We start from the raw sequence: 25,020 nt of genomic DNA on the forward strand, positions 1-25,020 counted from the left end.
CAAAGTCAGAAATTTCCTAAAAAGTCCTAAACTTTCGCGCCATTCCTCAGATGTATTGGTAGAAGCGGTGTGTTGAGCCGTAAGTCGAATGCTTGTCAATACGTGCCATAGCGGGCAACGAAGCCGCCGATTGATTTGTTGGCAATGCAAACGACCACCTCCGTCCAAAATTTTCGGCTATCCGGTGATGGCCATCCAAACGCAAGGTATACATCTAATATGGTAGCGATCGTCAGCGGCAACACTCTGGGTTTGAGCCTTACCTCACTGTCGACCCTGGGCCAAAACGGCAGCAGCGGGTCCTCCGCACTCGGCCGCAATGGCCAGCAGGTGTATGTGAACAGTGCCAACGGCAACCTGGTGTTGCAGAACCGTGACGATCGCCTGATGGGGCAGGGGCTGGACGCTACCGTCGTGCGCAGCTATAACAGCCAAGGCAATTTTCAGGGGGAAGGCAGCGCCGATAACTGGCGTATCGGGTTCTACCGCAGCGTAGGCAACGTGACCGGGACCTTCAACACGGATGGCGCGATCACGCGCACCGATGGCGATGGCGCTCAGACGGTATATCTGTACGACGGCAACCTGAAAGCCTACGTCCATCGCGAAGGTGCGGGCGCGTACGACCTGCTCAAATACGACGAAACCAGCAAGCGGCTTACCTGGATCGATGGGGATACCAGGGCGGTCGAGACCTATGACTGGACATCCGGCAAGGGCAAGATGATCCGCCAGGCCGACCGCAGCGGCAATTTCATCGATTTCACGTACGACGGCGAGCGCCTGGTCGCGGTGACCGACCAGGATGGCGAGAAAATGGTGCTCGACTATGCCGATGGCAAGCTGCGCCAGATTCATACCGAAGCTCGCGGCGGCGCGATCCAGACCCGCACTCGCTACAGTTACGATGCCCTTGGGCGCTTGAGCAGCGTGACGGTCGACCTGAGCCCGGAAGACAACAGCATCGCCGACGGCCGCAGCTACGTCACCACCTATGGCTACGATGGCGACAGCAAGCGCCTCGCCAGCGTCCTCGAGAGCGACGGCACCCACGCGAGCTTCACTTACAAGCAGGTTGGCGCGAGCTGGCAGATCGCCAGCATGAGCCAGACGGTCGATGGCCTAGCGCGCACCACGCGCTTCGATTACGCCGACCTGAACAATGCCTTGCCCGCCAGTGCGCAGGTCGATGAAAGCAAGCTCGATACGATCGGCGACAAGGTGATCGGCACCAGCGCGCCGCTCGATCCGTCGCGCCTGACGACCAGCGAGACGGTTGTCACGAACAACAATGCCAGCATCGATAACGGCAAGCTGGTGACAATCGATACGCTGACCGAGCCGCGCAGCGCCAGCATCCTCACCGACCGCCTCTCCACCAGCGAAACGCCGACCAGCGCCGGCTACGCGTCGCTCAAGCAGGCGAGCCTGACGAGCATGGAAGCGCTGATCGCCGATCACCAGGCCGCGCTCGATACCTCGGCGCTCGATCTCAGGGAAGCGCAAGGCGACACCAACAGCCTGGCGCTCGATGCCGCCAAGCTGTCGACCACGACCACCCAGGTCGACCGGCGTAGCGCCGCCCTGGTCAGCTCCGCGCTGACGACCCAGAGCCCGGCCACCTATCTGGTAAAGGCCGGCGACACCTGGGCCAGCCTGTCGAGCCGCCTGTACGGCAGCGCCTACCCCGAGGCGGCGCTTGCGCTGCAGGCGGCGATGGGCAACGCGACCCTGAGCGCAGGCGCGACCCTGTCCGCTCTCCCCTCGACGCTCGGCTATGACGTCAAGACAACGCAGACGGTAGCGCCGTACTACCGCATCGTGCTGGGCGACAGCTGGAGCGCGATCACCCAGAAGCTGTACGGCACCAGCGATGCCGATGCGGTCGCGGCTCTGCGTGCGGCCATGGGCAACCCGACTTTGCTGACCGATGCCACCTTGGGCAAGCTGCCGGCAACGCTCGATTACCAGGTGACAGTGGCGGTACCGGCCTACTACCGGATCCGCAGCGGCGATACCTGGATCCGCATTGCGCAGAGGCTGTATGGCACCAGCGCGCCGGAAGCGGGGGCCGCGCTGCGGGCTCTGCTGGGAGATCCGGCGTTGATGCCGGGCACCAAGCTGCCCGGCTTGCCGTCCAGCCTGGCCTACACCACAACCACCGTGGCGGTGACGCCGTATTACCGCATCCAGAGCGGCGACACCTGGGCCAGCATCTTTGCCGCCTTGTATGGCAGGACCGAAGCCGAAGGCGCCAAGGCCTTGCAGTCGGCCATGGGCAATGTGGCGCTGGTTCCCGGAGCCAAGCTAGAATCGCTTCCGGGCGGAATCAATTACACGATCGGTGCGGTAACGGTACCTGCCTACTACCGTATTCCTCAAGGAGCGACGTGGTTCTCCATCGCGACCTTGCTTTACAACACAAATGAGCCGGCGAGCGGCGATGCCTTGCGCCTCGCATTGGGCAATCCGGAACTGGTGCCGGGCGCCAAGCTGACCGGTCTGCCGGCCAAGCTCGCTTTCGACGTCATCACGCCGGTCGCGCCATATTACGTGGTGCGCAGCGGCGATACCTGGAGCAGCATTGTGCTGGCGCTGTACCGTAGCGACGATGCGGGTCTGGTCCAACGCGTCAAGGCAGGCTACGCGGCCGATGCACTCACGCCGGGCAAGACGCTGCGCAATCTGCCGTCGACCGTCAATTACAGTACCACTACCACTGTCAAGCTCGACGCCACCTACGTGGTCAAGGCAGGCGATACCTGGGCCGCCATCGCGCTGTCCCTGTTCGGCACGGACGACCGCAACGCCGTTGCCGCCTTGCGCGGCGCGCTCGGCAATCCGGTGCTTGCCGCGGGAGTCAAGCTGGCCGGTGTGCCCGCCACCCTGCATTACGACGTTACCGCCACCGGGGTGCCGGTGGCACCCTACTACCGCGTGCGCGAAGGCGATACCTGGGCCAGCGTCACGGCGGCCCTGTACGGCACCAGCGATGCCGGCGCCGCCGAGGCGCTGCGTACTCTCCTCGGTGGCCAGGTGCTGCTGGCAGGTGCCCAGCTCGCCAATGTTCCGGCGATCTTGCACTATGCCCAGGCGCCGGCCTCGGGTGCGCAAACCCGCATTACAGATGCGCTCGGTAACGTCACGACCATCACCAGCGACAGCGCTGGCCGACTGGTCGCGGCCGATGGCCCGGCCGTCGGCGGCGTCTCGAGCGGCGTGCGGTTTACCTACGACGCCAGCGGCAGTGTGAGTTCGCGGACAGATGGCGCGGGCAACGTCAGCCGCTACGAATACGACGCGCGCGGCAATCTGATCAAAACTTACGACGAGCTCGGTAATCTTTTCAACCATTACTTCAGCGAGAACAATCTGCTGATCAAGGAAACGGCATCGTGGAGTGGCGCGAGCTCAAATTCCAATCGTGAAACCTCTTATGCGCACGACAGCGCGGGACGCCTGCGCTTCACCCGGAGCCCGGACGGCAGGGTCACCGAGTTTCGTTACGATGGCTTCGGCAACCGCACCAGCGTGATCGACTACAGCGTCGATTTGTTCAGCGGCGCCAATAACGAAGCGGCTTTCATGAGCTGGGCTGCGGGCATCGCCGACAAGTCGCGCAGCCAGCGTACCGATATCAGCTACGATTTCCGCAGCCAAGTCAGCAAGACGATCGCCTGGAGAGCGCTCGACAGCAGCGGTGCCGGAGTTGCTGATGGCTTTCAGCAAGTCACGCAGATGGTGTACGACCAGCGCGGGCAACTGCTGCAAAGCATCAGCGTCGCCGGCCTGGTGACCAGCTATGCCTACGATGGCCTGGGCCGCACGCTCAACGTCCACGACAATGCCGGTATGGCGGCGATCAATGTCTATGACGATGCTGGCAATGCCGTGCGCACCACCCTCAGCAGCGGCATGGTCAGCACCACGGTATTCAATCGAGCCGGTGAACTGATTGCCAGGATCGACACCGGCGCAGGCGCGGCGCTGGGGGAGACCCGCTTCTGGTACGACGCCGGCGGACGCCTGCGTCTGACGCAAAACGCCAACGGCGCCAAAACCATGCTGTGGTACGACGGCGCCGGGAACCAGATCGCCGATCTCGATTCCAGTGGAGCCTTGCGCGAGTATCGTTACGATCTCGGCGGGCGCCGTACCCAGAGCATCGCCTATGCCGCCCGGGTCGATGCCGGCGTCGCCATGAGCGCATCGCGCGATCTGAGCGTGGCCGCCAATGCCGCCTCTCTGCATAGCTTGCTGGGCTTGGGTCTGGACGGATTGCGTCCGGGCGCCACAGCGCAGGACGCCAGGACCTGGAGTATCTACGACGCCGCGGGGCGCCCGGCATGGCAGGTCGATGCGCTCGGCTATGCCACCCAGACCTTGTATGACGCCACCGGCAAACAGTACGCCACCAATCGCCTGGCGACTCCGCTCGATACTGCCTTGCTGGGCGACGGCAGCGCGGTCATGCTGCGCCTGGCTGGTAGCAGCACCACCGTGCGACTGAGCGAAAGCGGCGTCCCCGCCGGTCCGCACAGTCCGCGCACCTTCGTGGCGGTGGCCAGCGCGGCTGACGCCGCGCGCGCGCTCAGCGGCACCGTCAGTTTCTTCGCCGACGGCATGTTGTTAGGCAGTGCGGCCCTGGTCAACAATACCGCCAGTTTCACCACCGGCAGCATGCTGGCCGGGCACCACCAGATCACGGCCGTGTACTCGGGCGACGCCGCCAACGTCGGCAGCAATTCGAACGAGATCGGCGCCGACGTGCTGCCGGGCGCGCCGAGCGCGGTCACCCTGGCGCTCGATCTGGCCAAGCCCGTGGTCGGCTCCGCCGCCACCCTGCGCGCCAGCGTCAGTGGGGTCAATCCGTCCGGCATGGTGGCCTTCTACAACGGCACGAGCCTGCTCGGCCATGCGTCGGTCGTCAATGGCGTGGCCACCCTGGCCTTGCCGTCGCTGCCGCTCGGCGCCAACCGCCTGAGCGTGGCCTACCTGGGCGACGATGTGAACGCCGCCAGCACCTCGGTGGTACTGGAACAGGCGGTCGCGATCGCGCCGACCTCGGTCGTGCTGAGCGCGTCGGACCTGCACCCGAGCACCGGCGATCAAGTCACGCTCAGCGCGACGGTGCAGGCTTACCGCCCTGGCGGCACGGTCAGCTTCTACGACCGCAACGACCAATTGCTCGGCAGCGCGATGGTCATCAATGGGGTGGCGACCCTGGTGGTGCTCAACCTGGCCACCGGCACCGCTGAACTGAAAGCCGTGTACTCGGGCGACCCGAACAATGCGGGGAGCACCTCAGCAGTGTTGTCCGCGCCGGTCGCCGGCGCGCTGAGCCAGACCACCCTGTTTGCCAACACCACCACCAGCGGGACCGCCACGGCGCTCAGCCTGGTCGCGGAAGTGCGCGGCTTCAGTCCGACCGGCCAGGTCAGTTTTTTCGATGCGAACAATGTGCTGCTTGGCCGCGCGACCGTGGTGCAGGGCTTGGCCACCTTGTATCTGGTTAATCCGACAGTCACCGGCGAGCAGGTGCTGGCGGTGTATGCGGGCGATGCCAACAATGCCGACAGCGTCGCGCGCGTATTCCCGTACCCGCGCCAGGCTGCGGTTCTGACGCTCACCAGTGCCACCAAGGAAATGACCGCGTTTGGCGAAGCCGAGATTATCTACACCCTGGCGGCGGTCAATCCGGGCGGTACGGTCTCGCTGATCGATGCGCAGGGGCGCTTGATCCGCCAGGTGCCGGCGGCGAAATCGATTACGTTCAACATCAAGAATTATCCTCTGCCAGCTGGCGCCAATACCTTGACCGTGCTGTACTCGGGGGACGCCACGAATACGGCCGCAGCGTCGCAAATGGCGCTCAAGGTATCGCCAGCCAATAGCACCACGGTACTGACACTCAACAACATTACAGACGGGAAGGCGTTGACAGGCCAGACCGTGGTACTGACGACGAAAGTGACCGGCAATCCCGGCGTTACGCCAAGCGGCGAGGTCGAGTTTGTCGAATCGGCCACCGGCAAGATCATCGGCACGGTCAAGCTGGTCAATGGCGTGGCCTCGATGGGCGCGCAATTCGACTCCTATGCGAGCACCAAGTCGATCGGGGCGCGCTACAAAGGCGACCAGCATTACGCCGCTTCGACGCACAGCGGCAATCTGAACGTCCAGCAGGCACCGGCCTCGATTCCGGTCGCCCAGATCACGGCCAGTGCCGCCACGGTTGCCCAGGGGGCGAGCCTGACTCTGACTGCCAGGATCGGCACTGCCGACGGCCTGAACAAGCCGGAACTGCTCAATGGTAACGTGTATTTTTATAGCGGCAAGACCTACCTGGGTTATGCCAGTACGGTGGTGGGGGTGGCCACGCTGGCCACCAGTCTGGCCAGCGTGGGCGTGACGCCGGTGCAAGCGGTCTTCGTTCGCTCCAGCCCGTACTCCGGGCAGGTGGACAATCAGGCTGCGACCAATACGGTGGCCGTCAACGTCACTGCGGTGAGCAATCCGCCTGCCATCAAGCAGGGCAAGCCGAGCAAGACCGTGCTCTTGCTGGAGCGCGGCAGCGTCGAGACGAACCTTGCCGGCACCGACCAGCCATTGACCCTGCACGTGAAGGTCAGCGGCGAGGGCGTCCAGTACGGTACTGTGTCCTTCTATAGCGGCAGCCAGCTGATCGGCGTGGCCGACTACCGCTCCGGCGACGCCTATCTTCAATTGGGCAAACTGCCGGTGGGAGACTATGCCTTCAGCGCAGTCTACTCCGGCTACGGCGAGGCAGGCCAGAGCGAGTCGGTCGCACACGGCGTGACCGTGCGCGCCGCTGCCAGCACCACCTTGCTGAGCGCACAGCCTTTGCCGGGCGCATCCAAGGACCGCTACGCCCTGATCGCCCAAGTGACCGGCACCTTGCTTACCACCGGCATCGTTAAGTTCTATAACGGCAACACATTGGTCGGGCAGGCTGCGCTGGTCAATGGTGTCGCCAGGCTCGACGCAACCCTGGCCGGCGGTCCTGCCAGCCTGCGCGCGGAGTATGCCGGCGACGCCGCCAGTGCCGCCAGCGTCGCGGACAACCTGGGCGCGCTGGTGTTCAACGATTCCGTCACGGTCGATCTGAGCTCCGCCGCCGCCGCGAGCGTCGTGGGCGCACCGCTGCGGCTCAGCGCCCGGGTGAACGGTTCCACCCCGCACGGCACGGTCAATTTCTTCGATGGCGAGCTGTTGCTCGGCAGCGCAAATGTGATCAATGGCCTTGCAACTTTGCAAGTCGACAATGTGCAGGTCGGCGCGCGCCGCTTGACAGCCCTATATTGCGGGGACGTCAACAATCGCCAGGCCGCCTCCGCCGTCCTGGCGCAGTCGGTCACCCGTCCCGCCAGCGGCATGGTGCTGATCTCGAACGGCGGCCAGGGCAACATTGCCTCGCCTTTGCGCCTGAACGTGACCATGGCAGAGCCAGGCGCTACCGGTACGGTCAAGTTCATGAGCGGTAATCTGCTGATCGGAACCGCCAGCCTGGTCGACGGACAGGCATGGCTCAGCCTCGATCGCCTGGTGGCCAGCAGCGCCGATGTGCGCGCCGTGTACGACGGCGACGGCAAGGCTGCGGCCAGTGTCTCCGCGACCGTCGCACTGAATTTACTTGCGGTCAACACCAGCATCAGCATGAGTGCCACGCCGGCCACCACCTATGGCGACCCGCTGACCGTGCGAGTCGCGGTCAGCGGCAATCAGCCTGGCGGCATGGTGGTCTTTTCCTTCTCGGGAGGTCGCTACGAATTCTACAAGCTAATACCGGTACCGGTGGTCGACGGCGTCGCGACCCTGGTGGTGCCGCTTGCGCTGATTCCCGACAGCTACACGATTCGCGCAAGTTACCTGGGCGACGGCTTTAACACCCCGGCGGTGTCGCCGGCCATCATCCACACGGTGTCGCCCGGCCAGGCGAGCTTGCTGGTCAATGCCGCGCAGACCACAGTCTCAAACGGTAACAATACCATCCTCTCGGCCCAGGTCACGCCGAACGGCAATGCGGCCCTCGCCGGCAAGGTGGAGTGGTACGAAGGCACTACCTTGATCGGCACGAGCGAACTCGGCGTCGATGGTTCGGCGCGCCTGCTTACCCGCTTGTCTGCCGGCGCCCACAGCATCAGCGCGCGCTATGCCAGCGACTCTTACCATGGCCTACCGGCCACGCCGGTGGCGTTCAATGTTGTGGTTCCGCCCCAGCTCCAGGCCACCACCCTGGCGATGGCGCCAAGCGGCGGGACGCTTAACGCCAATGGCAGTGGCAGCATCACACTCACTGCAACGGTCGCCGGCGGCAGCAACCCTTCCGGCGTCGTCAGCTTCATGCTTGGCAACAGCTTGCGCACGCTGGGGACGGCCAAGGTACTCAATGGCGTGGCAACCCTGGTTCTGTCGGGCAACGACATAGGCAAGGCGACCGGCTACGTCAGCCTGAGCTATTCGGGCGATGCCGCCAACGCGCCTTCGGTCCAAGCTAATGGACCGTACATTAATGCCGACGGCGTGCGTGCCTCCGATACCCGGCCGGTGAGCTTGCCGGTGCTGAGCACCTCGACGCTGGCGACGCCCTTCGGCAATCGTCTGATCATCCGTGCCAGGATCGGCGATCCAGCCGCGTCGGGTACCATCAGCTTTTTCGACAAGCAAGTCCTGCTCGGCAGTGCACGAGTCGTCAATGGTGTCGCCGAGTTGAGCGTGCCGGTGCCGAACAGTCGCCTGGCAAGCTTGTCCGCCAGTTACTCCGGCGACGCGCTGCATGCGCCATCGAGCGGCGAAGCGCTGGCAACGCAGGCGCCGTATGCCGACGCCGAGGTGCTGCTGAGCGCGCCTGAAAATTTCGTCAGCGGCGGGCAGCTTTCGATCAAATTCACCGTCCACGGCGCGTACCGTACCGGCTGGGTCGAAATGTTCTGCGACGGCGTCAACGTCGGACGCTCGTTCTCCTCCGGTGGCTTTGGCACATTCACGTGGAGCACTCCGGTCATGACCTCGGGCCCACATCGGTTCGAAGCCCAGTTCGTGGCCGAAAACGACCTGGCCAGAAGCGCCAGCAATACAGTGGTGATGGTGCGGGCTGCGGCCAAGACCAGCACGGTCGTGCGCCCCGAGCCGCCGGTAGCGCTGATCGGCACCGAGGTCGCGCTCATTGCCAGCGTGAGCGGTGACCATCCTGGCGGCGTGGTGGAATTCTACGAGAACGGCGAGTTGCTCGGATCGGCACTGGTTGTCGACGGGGTCGCCACCCTGGTGACGCGCAGCACCACCCAGGGCAATCGCGTGGTGCGCGCGTATTATTCGGGCGATGCCAACAACAATGCATCGAAGGATGTCTCGGCCACCAGCGATAAACCGAACGGACGTACGGTTGCCGTTGCCACCACCACGGCGCTGGACAGCCGCATCGTGCAGAGCGCGGGCGGCGCCACCCAGATCGTCACGGCCACCGTGACCGGGGTCCGTCCCGGTGGACGCGTCACCTTCTTCGACCAGTTCGGCACCGTGCTGGGGATCGCCACTATCAGCGACAGCGATTCGCTCAGCCTGGGCCGGGCCGTCCTGACGCTGGACGGCTATGTCGAGGGCAGGGGAGTGGTCAGCGCCAGTTACAGCGGCGATGCCAGTAACGCCGTCAGCGTTGCCGGCCCAGCCGCCGTGCCGGGACAGCGCACCTCGCTGGCCCTGCTTGGCTCGCCGGCCTCGGTGTCGTTCGGCACGGCGCTGACGCTGAGCGCGACGCTCGGCGACAGCCAGGCCCAGGGCGTGATCAGGTTCTTCAGTGATGCAGGTAAGTTCCTGGGCTCGGCCAAGGTTGTCGATGGCGTCGCGCGCCTGGTCGTGGACGACCTCCCTGCCGGCCAGCGCACCATTTCCGCGGTTTATCAGGGTGACCAAGGGCATGCCATGGAAGTGGCTAGCCTGGTGCAGGACGTGGCCCAGGCCCAGACCGCGACCACGCTCAGTACCAATGGCGCTACGGTCGATGAAGGAACGCCCTTGATCCTGACTGCCAACGTCGAGCACCTTGGCGGCGGCTATCCGGGCGGCACGGTCACCTTCTATGACGGCGCCACCGCCATCGGCAGTGCCACCCTGTTCAACGGGGTGGCACTGCTCACGATGAAAAATCTGGCCTCTGGCGGCCACGTGCTCAGCGCGCGTTACGATGGCGACGCCAATAACCGCGCGGCACGCTCCGATGCGATTGCCCTGACAGTGAGGCAAGCGCCGCTTCCGACCAGCATTGCGCTGTCGATGTCGCGCACCAGCGCGCGCCGCGGCGACGAGGTGATCTTCACCGCCAGCGTCAGCGGCAACGCCGGAGTCGGCCCCGGTGGGCTGGTCACCTTCGTCAACGACAAGGGCGTTCTGGGCACCGCCATGCTGATCGACGGCGTCGCTCGGCTGACCTACCGGGTTCCCACCGCAAGCAGTGTCGAGGTGTATGCGGTGTATTCGGGCGACGCACGCAATGCCGGCACGAGCGGCCTGCGCAGCAAGTTGACCCTGAGCGTATCGGAAAATCCGGCCGCGCCACCGGTGCCGGCGCCGGTCACTACGCCATCGAGCCTGTCGCTCTCCGCCACGCCGCCGAAGGTTGCATTCGGCGACGCCATCCGTCTCACGGCGACGGTGAAGGGAGCGCCCGGCTCCAAGGCACCGCGTGGGGCAGTGATTTTTTATAACGACCGCGATTTGCTGGGCAGTGCCCAACTGATCGACGGGGTCGCGACCCTGGACTGGTCGAACCGCTCGGACGTCGCCGAAAACGTGTACGCGGTCTATTCGGGCGACGACGCCAATGCGCCGACCAGTATGGTCGACGTGACCAAGTTGCCGGTTGTGTTCGAACGCATCACCGTCGATCCGCTGGTGTCGGCAGTGGTGCGCATGGTGGACAACAAGCCGGTTATCGATTTGTTGGCGATCATAAATTATCCTCAGGGGAGCGCTGCAAAGTTGCTTGAGGGTAATAGAAACACGTTCGTCACGTTCCATTTTGATGGCAAGGGGCCACAACGGGTTGAAGTAAAAGATGGCATTGCGATGCTCCGCGGATTGGACGTCTTCGGTTTGAAGAGCGGTAACCTCACGGCCGTCTACGACGACGGCAGCTATAAAAAGATGGGTGGCACTTCCGTAGCGCTGGCTATCACCTTGCCCGACAGCTCCACCATGCCGGTCTCCCTGACAAGCAGTGCGAAGACACCGGGCGGCCTCCCCGTGACGCTGACGGCCACAGTTCCGGGAAATAGCTTTCCGAAGTCGATGGCGGGCGGTACCATCAGCTTCTTCGACGGAAATGTGTTGCTTGGCAGCGTAGAGCCCGACGTGTGGGGCGCCAAGCTGGTGCTCGATTTCCTGCCTGCCGGAACGCACCAGTTCCGCGCCGAGTACTCGGATAACCCGGGCAGCTGGATCGCAGCGTCGAGCTCGGAAGTGCTTCTCTACACAGTCAACAATCCGCCCGCAATTCTTGAAGGCAAAAGCGTGCTGGTCGATGCGGCAGGCAAGGAACTGACCGACCAGCAGGCCAAGCTGGCGCGCTTTGCCCGCATCACCATCAAGGTCAACGGCACGGCGCCGTCCGGTACCGTCGCCTTGTTCGGTGCCGACCCCGGCCTGCGCCTTGGCTCCGGCACGGTGGTCGACGGCGTGGCCGTCGTCCTCGTGCCGCTCACCGCCTTGCGCTCCGGCAACAACACGGTGAGCGTCGTGTACTCCGGCGACGCCTACAACGCAGCGGGCAAACCGCTCATGTACACTCTTCCTGCCATTGTCGGCGGCGATGTCATCGTACCCGAGGCGGCCACGCTGAGCCTGACCAGCAGCCCGGCCGCGGCCGGCATGGTGATCTTGCAGGCGGTCGTCAAAGGCAACAACCCGGACGGCAGCATTACTTTCAAGGATAGCTACGGCAACATTCTTGGCGTGAGCGTGATGCTGGCCGGACGCTCCAGTCTGACCATCGCCGATCCGGCTGGCGGTCTGGCTGGCGTCAGCGCCGAGTATGCCGGCGATGCGAACAACAGCGCCCGCATCACCAAACACGGCGTGGCTGCGCCGCTGGCCCCGACCGGCACGGGACTGGCCGTGCGCAGCACTGCCGACGGCATCGTGCTGGCGGCAACCGTTGCCGGTACGGGCCAGTCGCCCGGCAAGGTGGCTTTCTACAGCGGCTCGGTGCTGCTTGGCACCGTCGACGCGGTCAACGGCAACGCCTCGCTCAAGCTGGCGTCGCTGCCGGCCGGGGCCAACCGCCTGGTAGCGGTCTATCTGGGCGATGCGCTGTCGGCGTCGAGCATGTCGGCGGTGGTGCACCAGGAGGTGCCAGGCACCGTGGTCGGCGTCGCACTGAGCGGGTCGGGACCGGTGCGCCAGGGTGCGTCGGTCACCTTCCGGGCGACCGTCACAGGCAAGCTGCCGAGCGGCATGGTTACTTTTCTGAGTGGTAAAACCGTGCTGGGGACCGCGCGCGTGACCGATGGCGTGGCGACCCTGACCTTGGCCAGCAACGCCTTCGACATCGGCACGATGGCCGTCTCCGCCTCGTTTGCCGGCGATGCGGACAATCCGCCCGCACTCTCGGCGCCGCTCCAGCAGATCGTTCAGGCCGGCGTCAAATCGGTCGTCGTCGGGGTTAGCGACGCCGATCGCAAGACGCGCCAGTTCATGGATAGCGACGGCAATGTGCGCGCCACCCTGGATGCAGAGGGCGGCTATATCGAGTACTTCTACGATGCCGCCAACCGGATGGTGAAGACAATTGCATTTGCCGACCCCATGCAAGGCATGATGATGGTGCTCAGGAGCGAAGTCGAGGGCGTGGCGAATCAGTATGCCAACATCACCGGCTGGCTGCCGCGTCCGTCCGCGACCGATGTGCATACCTATATGTACTACGACAGCCTGGGGCAGAAGATCGCCGAGGTCAATGGCGAAGGCTACTTGTCGGAATACACCTATGACGCCGCTGGACGACTGACCGGCAGCACGCGTTATGCGACGCCCGCGCGCACCCCGGTCACGCCACAATCGACCGTCGCGGCGCTGCGTCCCGCCGTTCATCCAGCCGACCAGAGCACCAGCCGCAGCTGGGATCTGAAGGACCGCCTGCTGAGCCAGACCGGCGCCGACGGCACCATCACGTCCTACACCTACGACAGCGAAGGGCGCATGGTCGCCAGCACCAGCGCGCGCGACACCAGCGAAGCGCGCACGGTCTTGCGCCGCTTCGACGTCCAGGGCCGCGTCAAGGCCGAACTGAGCGGCATCGGCAGCGCCCTGATCACGGGCCAGCAGAGTGCCGCCGAGGTCGACGCCATCTGGGCCGCCCACGCCACCGCCTACACCTACGACGCGGCGGGCCAGCGCACCAGCAGCACCGATGCGCTCGGTCACCGTGCCGTATTCTTCCACGACGAGGGCGGACGGGTGCGCTACACGGTCGATGCCGAAGGCGGCGTGACCGAAAACCAGTACGATACCCAGGGCCGGCTCGACGCCGTGCTGCGCTACGCCACGGCGCTCCCGCCCGCAGCGCGCGCCGCCCTGCGCGGCGGCCTGATCGCGTCGGTGGCGAACATGGCGGACGTGGCGGCACTGGTCACGGCGGCCAACGCCCGGCCGGCCGACAACAGCGTCACGCGCATGCGCTACGACGTGCGCGGCCAGGTCGTGCAAACGACCGACGCGCTCGGCGCCGCCACGCGCGCCAGCTACGACGCGTTCGGCGCCGTGGCCAGCCTCACCGCGCCGGCGACCGCCGGCCACGGCGCGACCGTCACCACCACGACCTACGACCACATGGGCCGCCAGCTGACCGTGGCACGCAGCGGCGACAAGCTGTATATCCGGGAGAGCCAGGCCTACGACCTGTTCGGGCGCCTGACCCGTTCGGTGGACGGCAACGGCAACGTCACCACGCTCGCCTACGACCGCATGGGCCAGGTCGTCAAGACCACCGATGCCGCCAATGGCGTGCGCCAGCAGTCCTACGATGCGTTCGGACGCACCTTGAGTGTTACCGATGCGCTGAACAACATTACCCAGTACAGCTACGACACGGCCACGCGCAGCACCACCGTGCGCACCGCCGAGAAGGTCGAGTCGGTCACGCGCCAGAATGCGCACGGCCAGGTCCACAGCCTTACCGATGGCAAAGGCAACACTACCACTTTCCATTACGACGCCGACGGTAAGCTGGCCGACACCATCACGCCGTCCGGCCACAGCACGCGCGACTACGATGCCGCCGGGCGCCTGGCGCACACCAAGGATGCCGCAGGCAACGAGGTCAACTATACCTACGACGCCGTCAACCGCATCCTCACCCGCACCCAGGACCAGGACGGCCTGGCGCTGGTGACCCGCTACAGCTACGACGCCAAGGGCCAGCGCGTGAGCGCCACCGATGCCGCCGGCACCGTGACGCTCACCGAGTTCGACCTGCTCGGCCAGGTGCTGACCCAGACCGTCGATCCGCAAGGGCTCAAGCTGGTCACCCGCTACACCCATGATGCGCGCGGCGCCGCCCTGAGCGTGACCGACGCCGCCGGCGTGGTCACCGTGCATACCTACGATGCCCTAGGCCGCCGCACGTCCAGCGTGGTCGACCCTGACGGGCTGAAGCTGACCGAAACCTATCAGTACGACAGCAACGACAACCTGGTCTCCAAAGTCGATACGGGCGGCAACCGCACGCAAGTTGCCTACGACAAGCTGGACCGTCCGGTGTACACGGTCGATCCGCTCGGCTACGTCACGCAGCAGAGCTATGACGCCGAAGGGCGGCTGACGCGCACCGTGAACTACGTCAAGTCTGTCAAGCTCGGCAGCGATGCCAGCCTCGAGGCCATCAGGGCCCTGGTCGAGAAGGTGGCCTTGCCCGCCGAGGATACGCTGGTGCACCACCTGTACGACAAGGATGGCCGCCTGGCCTTCGACGTCGACGGCCTGGGCGGCGTGACCGCCTTCGCCTACGACGCCAACGGCAACGTCGGGCAGCGTACCACCTATGCCACCCGCATCGTGATGTCGAAGTGGGTGCCGGGCACGGTACCGCCCGTGGTCGTCGATGCACTGCGCGACCAGAGCCTGCGCACGGTCTACGACAGCTCGAACCGCCCGATGTTTACGATCGACGGCACCGGTGCGCTGAGCGAATTGCGCTACGACGGCAACGGCCAGGTCAGCGAGCGGATCGGCTATGCCGCTGCGATGCCTTCGTTTGTCGCGCTCACCGTCACCGGCTTGCGCCAGGCCTTGCAGACGCGTGCCGATGCCGCGCGCGACATCCATGTGCGCTACACCTACGACAAGGCCGGGCGCCTGGCCTGGGAAGTCGACGGGCTGGGCCAGGTCACCGGCTACAGCTACGACCGCACCGGCAACCTGCTGCGCCAGATCCGCTACGCGAGGCCGCTGGCCGCCGGCGCCTTGCCGTCGGCAGTGCAGGGCGGCGCGGGCGACCGCGTCACCCTGATGGGTTACGACGCCGCCCACCGCATGGTGGTGCAGATAGACCAGGCCGGGCAAGTCACGCGCCAGAGCGTCGACCGCGCCGGCAAGGTGGTCAGCCGCACCATTTACGCCAACAGCGTCGCCATGCCGGCGGCGGGCAAGGTCCCGGCCGATGCAGTGACGCTGGCCGCCACCGTCGTCCCCGACGCGGCGCGCGACCAGACCGTACGGAGCGTGTACGACGCCATCGGCCGCGAACTGTACCGCGTCGACAGCGTCGGCGCCGTCACTGAACAGCATTACGACGCCAGCGGCCATGTGACAGAGCGCATTGTCTACGCGACACCAGTGGCGGCCTCGGTCAAGATGACCGCCGCCGACCTCGGTGCGGCGGTGGCGCTGCTCAAGGATGCCAAACGCGACAATCACGCGCGTTTCGTGTACGACGCCAACGGCCTGGTGCAATGGAGCGTGGAAGGCGAGGGCAACCTCACCGCTTACAGCTACGGCCACATGGGCGAGCTGCTTGGCCGCACCGAGTACGCCAAGGCCCTTCCGGCCAGCCTTGCGCAGTACAACCACACGACCTTGAGTGCGGCGGCGCTTGCCGCCGCCGCAGGCGCCGACGGCAAGGAAGTGCGCGTCTACGACAAGCAGAACCAACTGCTGTGGACCTACGACGGCACTGGCGCGCTGACCGAGTTCCACTACGACGTGAAGGGCAACCTGACCTCAAGTGTATTGTCGAACAAACGCCTCGACCTGTCGCGCTTCCAAGGCAAGTTCGTGCCATCGACGTATACGTACGACCGCGATATCGCCAGCTATCGCATCTACGACGCCGCCAATCGCCTGGAATGGACCATCGACGGCAACGGCGGCGTGGTGCATTTCGGCTACGACGGTAACGGCCAGGTCATCGAGCAGACCAGCTACGCCAACCGCATCGACCGCAGCAAGTGGGCCATCGGTTCCGCCCCGGCGGTGGTGGCCGATGCCGCGCGCGACAGCGTGCAGCGCAGCGTCTACGACGCCGCCGGCCGGATTGTGCTCAGCGTGGACGGCACTGGCATGGTGGTGCGCTACGCCTACGCCAGCAACGGCAAGGTCAGCGACAAGCTGCGCTACGCCGAACCGATTGCGCTGTCGACCGCCGCCACGGCCGCGGCAATCAATGCCGCGCTCAAACCCGACAGCGTGCGTGACATGCACGAACGCTATGCCTACGACAGCGCCGGACGGGTGGCGCTGCAAGCGGACAGCTTCGGCTTCGTCGAAGCCTATCTGTACGATGTGCAGGGCAACCTGGTGCGCCAGGTGCGCTACAGCGCGCCGATCGGCCCAGGCGCCGCGCTCGACAGCGTCCAGACCAGCGCTTCGGACCGCGTCAGCCTGATGTGCTACGATGCCGACAACCGCCTCAAATACAAGGTGGACGAGCACGGCCAGATCACGCAGCTGTTCTACGACGCGCACGACAATATCACCAAGCGCATCAGCTACAACGCGCTGGCCGCGCGTCCAGTGGCCGGCAGCAGCGCCACCGGCGCGGCCATCGCCGCCCTGGTCAAGCCCGACGGCGCCAACGACCAGATGTCGTTCAGCCTGTACGATGCCGCCGACCGCGAGACTGTCAGCATCGATGCGCTGGGCCGGGCCACCGTGCGCCAGTACGATGCGCGCGGCAATATGACCGACAAGATCACGTATGCGGCCAGTATTGCCGTGCCTGCGGTGCCGGATACAGCATCGGTTGCGGCCGCGGTGGCGCTGGTCGCCAATGCCGCCAGCGACGACCATGTGCGCTACGCCTACAATGCGTCCGGCTTGCTCGAATGGAGCGTGAACGCGGCGGGCGACGTGAACAGTTACGCCTACACCACGGCAGGCAAGCTGTCGACGCTGCTGACGTACATGCGCAAGGTCGAGCCGGGCGTCGAGCTGACAACCGACAAGCTCAACAGCATCCTGTTCCAGAAGGTCTATGACGCCCGCTACGACTACGTCTACGATGCGGCCAATCGCCTTGCCGTGACCGTCGACGGTACCGGCCTGATCATGCAATACCGGTACGACGGCAAGGGTAACCTGGCCGATAAAGTGGTCAGTAACGGCCACATGGCAACGGCCTGGCACTACGGGCAGGAGCCTCAGTGGAGCGCGCCAAGTCAGGCCAGCACGGCGTTTACTCCCGACTTCGACAGCGACAGCATCCTGCACACCATGTTCGACGCGCGCAACCGGCCGGTTTTCACCGTCGACAACAACGGCAACGTGGTGGCGCTGAAGTACGATATGTACGACAACGTGATCGAACGCCTGGCGTACGCCACGCCGATCGATCCGGCGACCGCGCCCACCACGGCCGCGGTCAGCGCCGCCGTGCGCGCCGACGCAAGACGCGATGCGCGCAGCGTGCGCGTGTTCGACGCGTTCAACCGCCTGGCCTGGGAGACCGATACCGCCGGCATGGTGAGCTCGTACAGCTACGACGCCGAGGGCAAGCTGATCAAGCAGGTACGCTATGGCATTCCTGTAGCGATCGGCGCCGCGCCGCAAAGCGTGGCCGAGTCGGCACAGGACCGGGTCACCCTGACCGCCTACGATGCCGAGCGCCGGCCGGTGCTCACGGTCGATGGCGACGGCTACGTCAGCCGCATGGTCTACGACGCACGCGGCCGCCTGGTCGAGCAGGCCAGCTACGCCAACCGCGTGGCGCGTCCGCACGCCCGCAGTGCCGCGTTGGATGCCGGCTTCGTCATGCCGGCCGCCGATGCCGCGCGCGACAAGCTGGTGCGCAGCGTGTTCGACAACTTCGGGCGCGAACTGTTCCGCCTGGACCAGAACGGCGCCCTGATCGCCTGGCGCTACAAGGACAATGTGGTCGAACGGATCGCCTACGCAGTCGCCATCGGCGCCGATACCGCGCTGACGGTGGCCGCGCTGAGCGAGGCGGCGGCCAAGGTGGCCGATGTGGCGCGCGACAACTACGTGCGCGAAACCTACGACGGCAGCGGCCGCATGGCGACGTCGACCAATGCCAACGGCGGTGTGACCCGCTACACCTATGATCCGCACGGCAACCAGATCGAACGCATCACGCCGGACGGCAACCATGTCTTGCAGGCCTACGATACCGATGGACGCCTGACAACCACGCACAGCTCGCGCGGCGCGGACAGTGCCGTCAGCTACGATGCCAATGGCAAGGTCATCGTTACCGTGAACCGGCCGTCCGGCAGTGGCGCCTCCAACTGGTACAACGCCCCGGATGGCGGTCTGGATAGCGATGTCGGCTTGCGCACCATTTTCGACGCCGCCTATCGCCCGATCTTCACCATCGACAACTACGAGAATGTGGTCGAGCAGCGCTTCGACGCGCGCGGCAATGTGATCGAACGCATCACCTATGAACGGCCCTTCCCGGCCAACACGCCGATCAACGAAAAGGCCCTGGTTGCCTTTACCGTGCAAGCCGGAAAACACAACGACTTGCGTGTGCGCTATGTGTACGATGAGCTGAACCACCTCATCTCCAGCGTGGACGGCGGCGGCGTCGTCACCGGCTACGGCTACGATGGCGCTGGCAACCTGGCCAAGCAGATCCAGTACGCCACCAGGATCGCCCCGGGGGCCGACCCGGCTACCGTGACCAGCAGTCCGGACGACCGCGTCAGCCTGATGGCCTACAACCAGGACAGGCAGCTGATCTATTCGATCGACCCCGAAGGCGTGCTGCGTCACCAGCAGTTCGACGCCTACGGCAACATGACCGGCGTGACGCTGTTTGCCAAGCGGATCGATGTGGCGGCCCTGGCACTGGCGGGTGACTACGACCTTGGCAGCGTGGCCCACCGGGCGCAAGCCCTGGCCAACGCGGCCGAGGACCGCAGCAGCCACCAGGCGTTCGACGCGCGCAACCGGCTTGCCTACAGCATCGATGCGCTCGGCCATGTGCAGAAAAACATCTACGATCTGTTCGGCAACTTGGAATCGACCACCCAGTTCGCCACGCCATACAAGGGCAACGACTTCAGCCAGGCGGCGCTGGACAAGCTGGTCGTCGCCGACGAAGGCAAGGATCGCACCGAACTGTTCCGCTACGGTCCGATGGGCGGCGTGGTATGGCACCAGGATGCGCTGGGCGCCACTGAAACGACGACCTATAACAACTCCGGCCAGAAAGTCACCCTGCTCGACAAGCACGGCGGCCTGTGGACCTATACCTGGGATGGCAATGGCTATCTGAACACCGAAACCGGACCGACGGTAGAGGGACCGGACGGGCCATACCAACGAGTAGTGACGACGTGGCACGATGGTCTCGGTCGTGTGCTGATCCGCCGGGAGACTGGCGGTGGTGCGCCGCGCGATACGCGCTACACCTACGACAACTTTGGACGACAGGTCGAGATCAATTTTGGTGGCAGCATCAGGTATGTCACCTGGGTTGAAAAGCAGAACGATCCGGTCGGCAAGAGCAAGATCGAGTACAACGGCCTGGGCCAGGCGATCAAGAAGACCGACATCTTCAATTCGGTCAGCAACAGCATGTATGACGCCAGCGGCATGCTGCGCTTCGAGATCGATGTCAAGGGCTACGTCACCGGCTACGAGCGCAATGCGTTCGGCGAGGTGACGCGCCTGACGCGCTACGCCCAGCCGATCACGTTCGACCAGTACATACGGCCAAGCGCGGCCGACATGGAAGCGCTGCTGGCCGGCCGCGATCACAGCCAGGACCGCAGCATCGTCACCAGTTACGATCACGCCGGCCGGGTACTGGAAGTGACCCAGCCGTCCGCATATGTGATCGATGCGGCCGCCAGCGACCCCGCCCAGCGCAGCTTCGTCGCCGGCGCAGTCACGCGCAATACCTACAACAGTTTCGGCGAAGCCACGCGCGTCGCCACCCTGGTCAATCCTGTGACCGGCCAGTGGAGCGTGGTGAACAATTACTACGACCAGCGCGGCCAGCTGCTCGCCACCGTCGACGCCAGCGGTTACCTGACCACGCACGACTACGATTTCGCGGGCAATCTGACGACGACGGTGGAGTCCGCCGTGGCAGTAGCCGGCTGGACCGGCAAGGAAGAGCAGGCGCCGCAGGCCCAGCTTGATGCGCGCGACCGCATCGTTACCAGGACCTACAACAAGGCCAACCTGGTGCTGAGCGAGACCAGGGCCGATGGCGCCGGCAACGCGCACGTCAGCGTCAACGAGTACGACACCCTTGGCCGGGTGACCTCGGTCAAGTCGTGGGGGCCGGGCGCCAGCGATTCGGATTCGCCGTCGCGCATGTTCTACGACGTGCTCGGGCGCGTGACGGCGGTGCTCGATGGCAGCCGCGTGATCGGCAACGGGCTCGGCCTGACCACCTTCCAGTACGATATGTATGGCAACGTCACGCTGGAAACCCGGTTTGCGAAGGGTTCGCAAAGCCGCCCCAGCCCGGTGCCGGCGCAGCCGGACCCGGAAGACCGCATCACCCTGAGCGAATACAACCAGCAGGGCAAGCCGATCCGCGTGATCGATGCCGAAGGTAACCGGCACGACTTTACCTATGATTCGCGCGGCAATCTTAGCTGGCAATCGCACATGAAGAAGCCCGCTCCGGGGAGTGAGGCGACCTACCCTCACAACGGCGCCGGCAATGGTTACGACCTGTTTAGCCGCTTGTCCGTCGACAATGAAACGGGCGAACAGCTGGATTACAACGCGTTCGGCGAAGTAGTACGCAAAACGGTGGGCAACCATGTCACCACCTACGAGTACGACAACGCCGGCCACATGTGGCGCACCAATGAAAAGGGGGCCTACCAGATCCGCCTGTACGATCTGCAGGGCCGCATGGTCCAGGCGATCAACAGCGGCGGCAAGGGACATGGCGACCGCGACCTGACCACCATCGCCAGCGCCGCCGACACCTTGCAGTACGCCGACCTGCGCCGCATCGAGTACCGCTACGACGCTGCCGGGCGCATGATCGAGACCCTGATGCCGGAGACTCCGGCCGGACGCGCGCGCGTGACGCAGCAGTTCGACCGCTGGGGCAACCTGCTCAGCAAGACCGAACCGGGGCCGACCGCTGCGGCGGGGCCGACCACGACCTATGCCTACGACATGCAGAACCGCATGACCAGCGAGCGCAATTCGCGCGCCGACGGCAGCGCGGGCGGCCGGGTGCGCGATTACACCTACACCTTCGGTATGCAGGGCACGCTGGTGGGGCGCCAGACGGTCGACCGCGAAAGCGCCGACGTTACCGGTCCGTCCGCCAACGACGCCATGCACGCGCGCTGGCGCGTGACGAACGACACGTATACGCCGGCCGGCAAACTGCTCACCTCGGTCACCAATGGTTTGATGAAAGAGCGGCACACCTACGACAGTTTCGACCAGTTACGCACCGACGAACTCGATCCGTCGAAGATGACGATCTACACCTACGACCTGCTCGGTCATGTGAAAACCGTCACGCATCTTCCGGTGGAAGTATTCACGGTCGTGGAAGGTACCCCGAAGCAGGGCAATACGATGTTCGACCGGCTGTTTAACCTGGGCCCATCGTTCCCCCCGCTCGAGTTGGTGAGCTTGGGGAGCCGTGCAATGACGGAAAGCTACACGTACGATTCCTTAGGCTACGTGGTCAGCGCTACCAATACAGCGGGCGAGGTCACCACCTACCTGCATGATATCCGGGGCAATGTGGAGCAAACGAAGGCGCCCGGCAAGACACTGGCGACCACCCGCTGGAACAACGCCGGCAAGAAGTACTATGAGCAAGACGGGAACGGCACGATTTCGGGCTGGACTTACGACAGCTACGGCCGCATTGCCACGTCGAACAACCGCGACAATTCGACCACGGTTTTTGCGTACGACAACGCGGGCCAGCTGATCAGCGCAACCAAGGCCTTCAATGGGCAGGTCATCACGTATGACTACGACGCGATCGGCCAGATGACGGTGATCAGCGAGATTGTGTCCGGTCCGAAAGCGTTGCCTGCCTACAGCAAGCTGTCCATCTACGAGTACGACCTGGTGGGCAACCGCACAGTGGAACGTACCATGGTCGACGGCGTGACGTTCCAGGACAACCTGCAGCGCTTCGATGTGTATCGTCACCTGCTGAGTGTGGTTGCGGACGATCACGCGGGTCTGCATCAGACCCTGTCGTACGAATACGATGGCTTCGGCAACCGTAGCCGCTTCACATCGAGCGCGCCGGGTAAGGATAAACAGCACAATGAAGACGGCTACTTCATGTTCGACGCGCTCAACCGCACGATCGTCACGAATGCCACCAATGCCGCCGGTGGGCTGGACAGTACATCGATCCGGCGCACCTTCGACAGCGCCGGCAACCTGGCATCGTCCACCATCGGCGCGCGCACCGAGATCTACGACTACGATGCCATGAATCGTCTGGTCGCCACCAAGGTGAACAACGTCCTGGCGTTCAACACCAGCTACGACCGCTGGGGGCGCACTGTGGCCGATGCCGAACAGCCGCATACACCAGTGACCATCGACATGGGGCCGGCAGCACCGCTGGCGCCGCTTCCTCCGTCAGCGCCGCCAGCGGGCAGTTCGCCGGAGGCGATGCAACAGTATGAGGTCAGCCGCAAGGCGTACGAGGTTGCGCTGAAAGCCTATGAGAAGGATCTGGAGAGTCACAAGAAGCAGGGGATTATCTACAAGGCAATTTACGAGGTCCAGCGCGCCGCCAGCGGCTACGAGCGCCATCTGCGCATGTTCGATTCATTCGGGCGCCTGATCAAGGAGCAGGCGCTGCAGGACAGCGGGCACGTCAAGAACCAGGTGTCCAACGATAGCTTCGACCACGTCGGCAACGTGAAGAACTATCACGTCGACTCGCTGGTGGGCGATCATGTGTTGAGCACCTATACCAACACGTACCGCATGACCGCCAATGGCCTGGTGATCGACACCTCTTCGGGTTTCTTGCGCATGATCACGGGCGACCTGGCCGGCAAACTGGGAGACACGTCCAGCAACACCTCGATTTACGACGCGAACGGCGTGCTGATCGGGCTGACGTACAAAAATAACGGGCTGCAGCCAACGACGGGCATCTGGAAGAAATCGTTCGTTACCGATGCGCGCGGGGCGATACTGGTCAGCCGCGAGGGCTACCACCAGTCGCCCGACCTGGAGCAGCGCCAGATCCTGAGCGGCGGCGACTTGCAACTGCGCTACAGCAGGGACGTGGGTTCCTTCCATAAGGATGTCGAAGACGAGATCAAAGACTTCTTCTGGAACATCTATGACAAGGACACCAGCCAGAGTGCGCTGACGCCGCATGGCTTGCGTCCATCGGGCGAGAGCGCGGCCAGCGGCGGTGCGGTGGAAGCGATGGAAGGCGAGACGCTGAGCGCCGTGGCCTTGCGCGTTTACGGCAATGCCGACGACTGGCATTTGCTGGCCGACGCCAATAATCTCGGTTTCGGGACGGTGCTGAAAGGCGGGCAGGTGCTGGTGACGCCAGCGACGGCGACCGATATCGACAGCAAGCTGACTTTCAACAATGGTAAGCTGATCGGCAATCTGTCGCCGAACTTGCCGGCTCCGCCGACGCCCAAGGATTACGGTTTCGCAATGTTGCTGGTTTTCGTCGTGCTGGTGGCGGTCTACATCGTCACACCGTTTGCGGCAAACGTGGCGACTGCGCTGGTGGGGACGACGAGCGTTGCCGCACCGATCATCTCGGGCGCTATCATTGGTGCTGCGACCAGCTTGGCTACAGAAGTCACTTCTGTAGCAGCTGGCAAAAAAGATGGTATCGAATGGAAGAGCGTCGGCATAGGCGCTGTCTCTGGCGCCTTGGGCGGATCGGATCTGACAAAAAGTGCCGTGGGCAATGCGGTGGTTAATAACGTTTTCATTCAGGGCTTATCGATTGCCACGGGGATGCAGAAGAGTTTTAGCTGGGCAGCAGTGGCTGGGGCGGCTGTGAATGCGGCGGTGAATCAGGATATGAAGCCCAAAGCGCCAGCAGGTTCGTCTCCGACGATCCCCGGTGATTTTGACGAAGGGTTCAGGCGCGGCACCATGGCTGGGTTGGCAGGACGGATGACCACGGCCCTGCTGTCGCCAGGCAAGGTCAACTATGCGATGGTGGCGCTTGAGGCGATCAGCGATGGTATAAAGACTGGCTGGGATGCGGAGCGAGGATATATAGATGTGGCGGCGCATCAAGCGGACGATGGTAGTAATTCCCGATATTCGAAGCAGGGTGGAAAGGATCTGACTGACGAGGCGACTGCACATCATCTATTGGCGAAGGGCAGGGCCGGAGAGTTTGACGTCGATACATTCGGCAATGCGCTGGGCAGTAGCTTGGTGGCGGGCCGGAACAACGATTCGAGCGAGTCTCGCCTGAAGGCCATCGGTGACGATATCAAAAATGGTCAACGTTTTGCAGATGCCAGTCTCGATCAGAGTTCACGCCTGTTCAATCCAGATAGCGATGGCGATATTCGCAGTGATTGGGGC

Annotated in this window: 1 protein-coding gene; it reads left to right on the forward strand. The window is 64.3% G+C overall.

Annotation, left to right across the window (positions count from 1 at the left end):
• Positions 1–252 precede the first annotated feature (252 nt).
• Positions 253–25,020: Ig-like domain repeat protein (locus F2P45_RS17485; RefSeq protein WP_166877729.1), on the forward strand; the 24,768-nt coding region annotated here is incomplete at its 3' end.

This window comes from Massilia mucilaginosa (assembly GCF_011682145.1).
Lineage (GTDB): Bacteria > Pseudomonadota > Gammaproteobacteria > Burkholderiales > Burkholderiaceae_D > Telluria_A > Telluria_A mucilaginosa.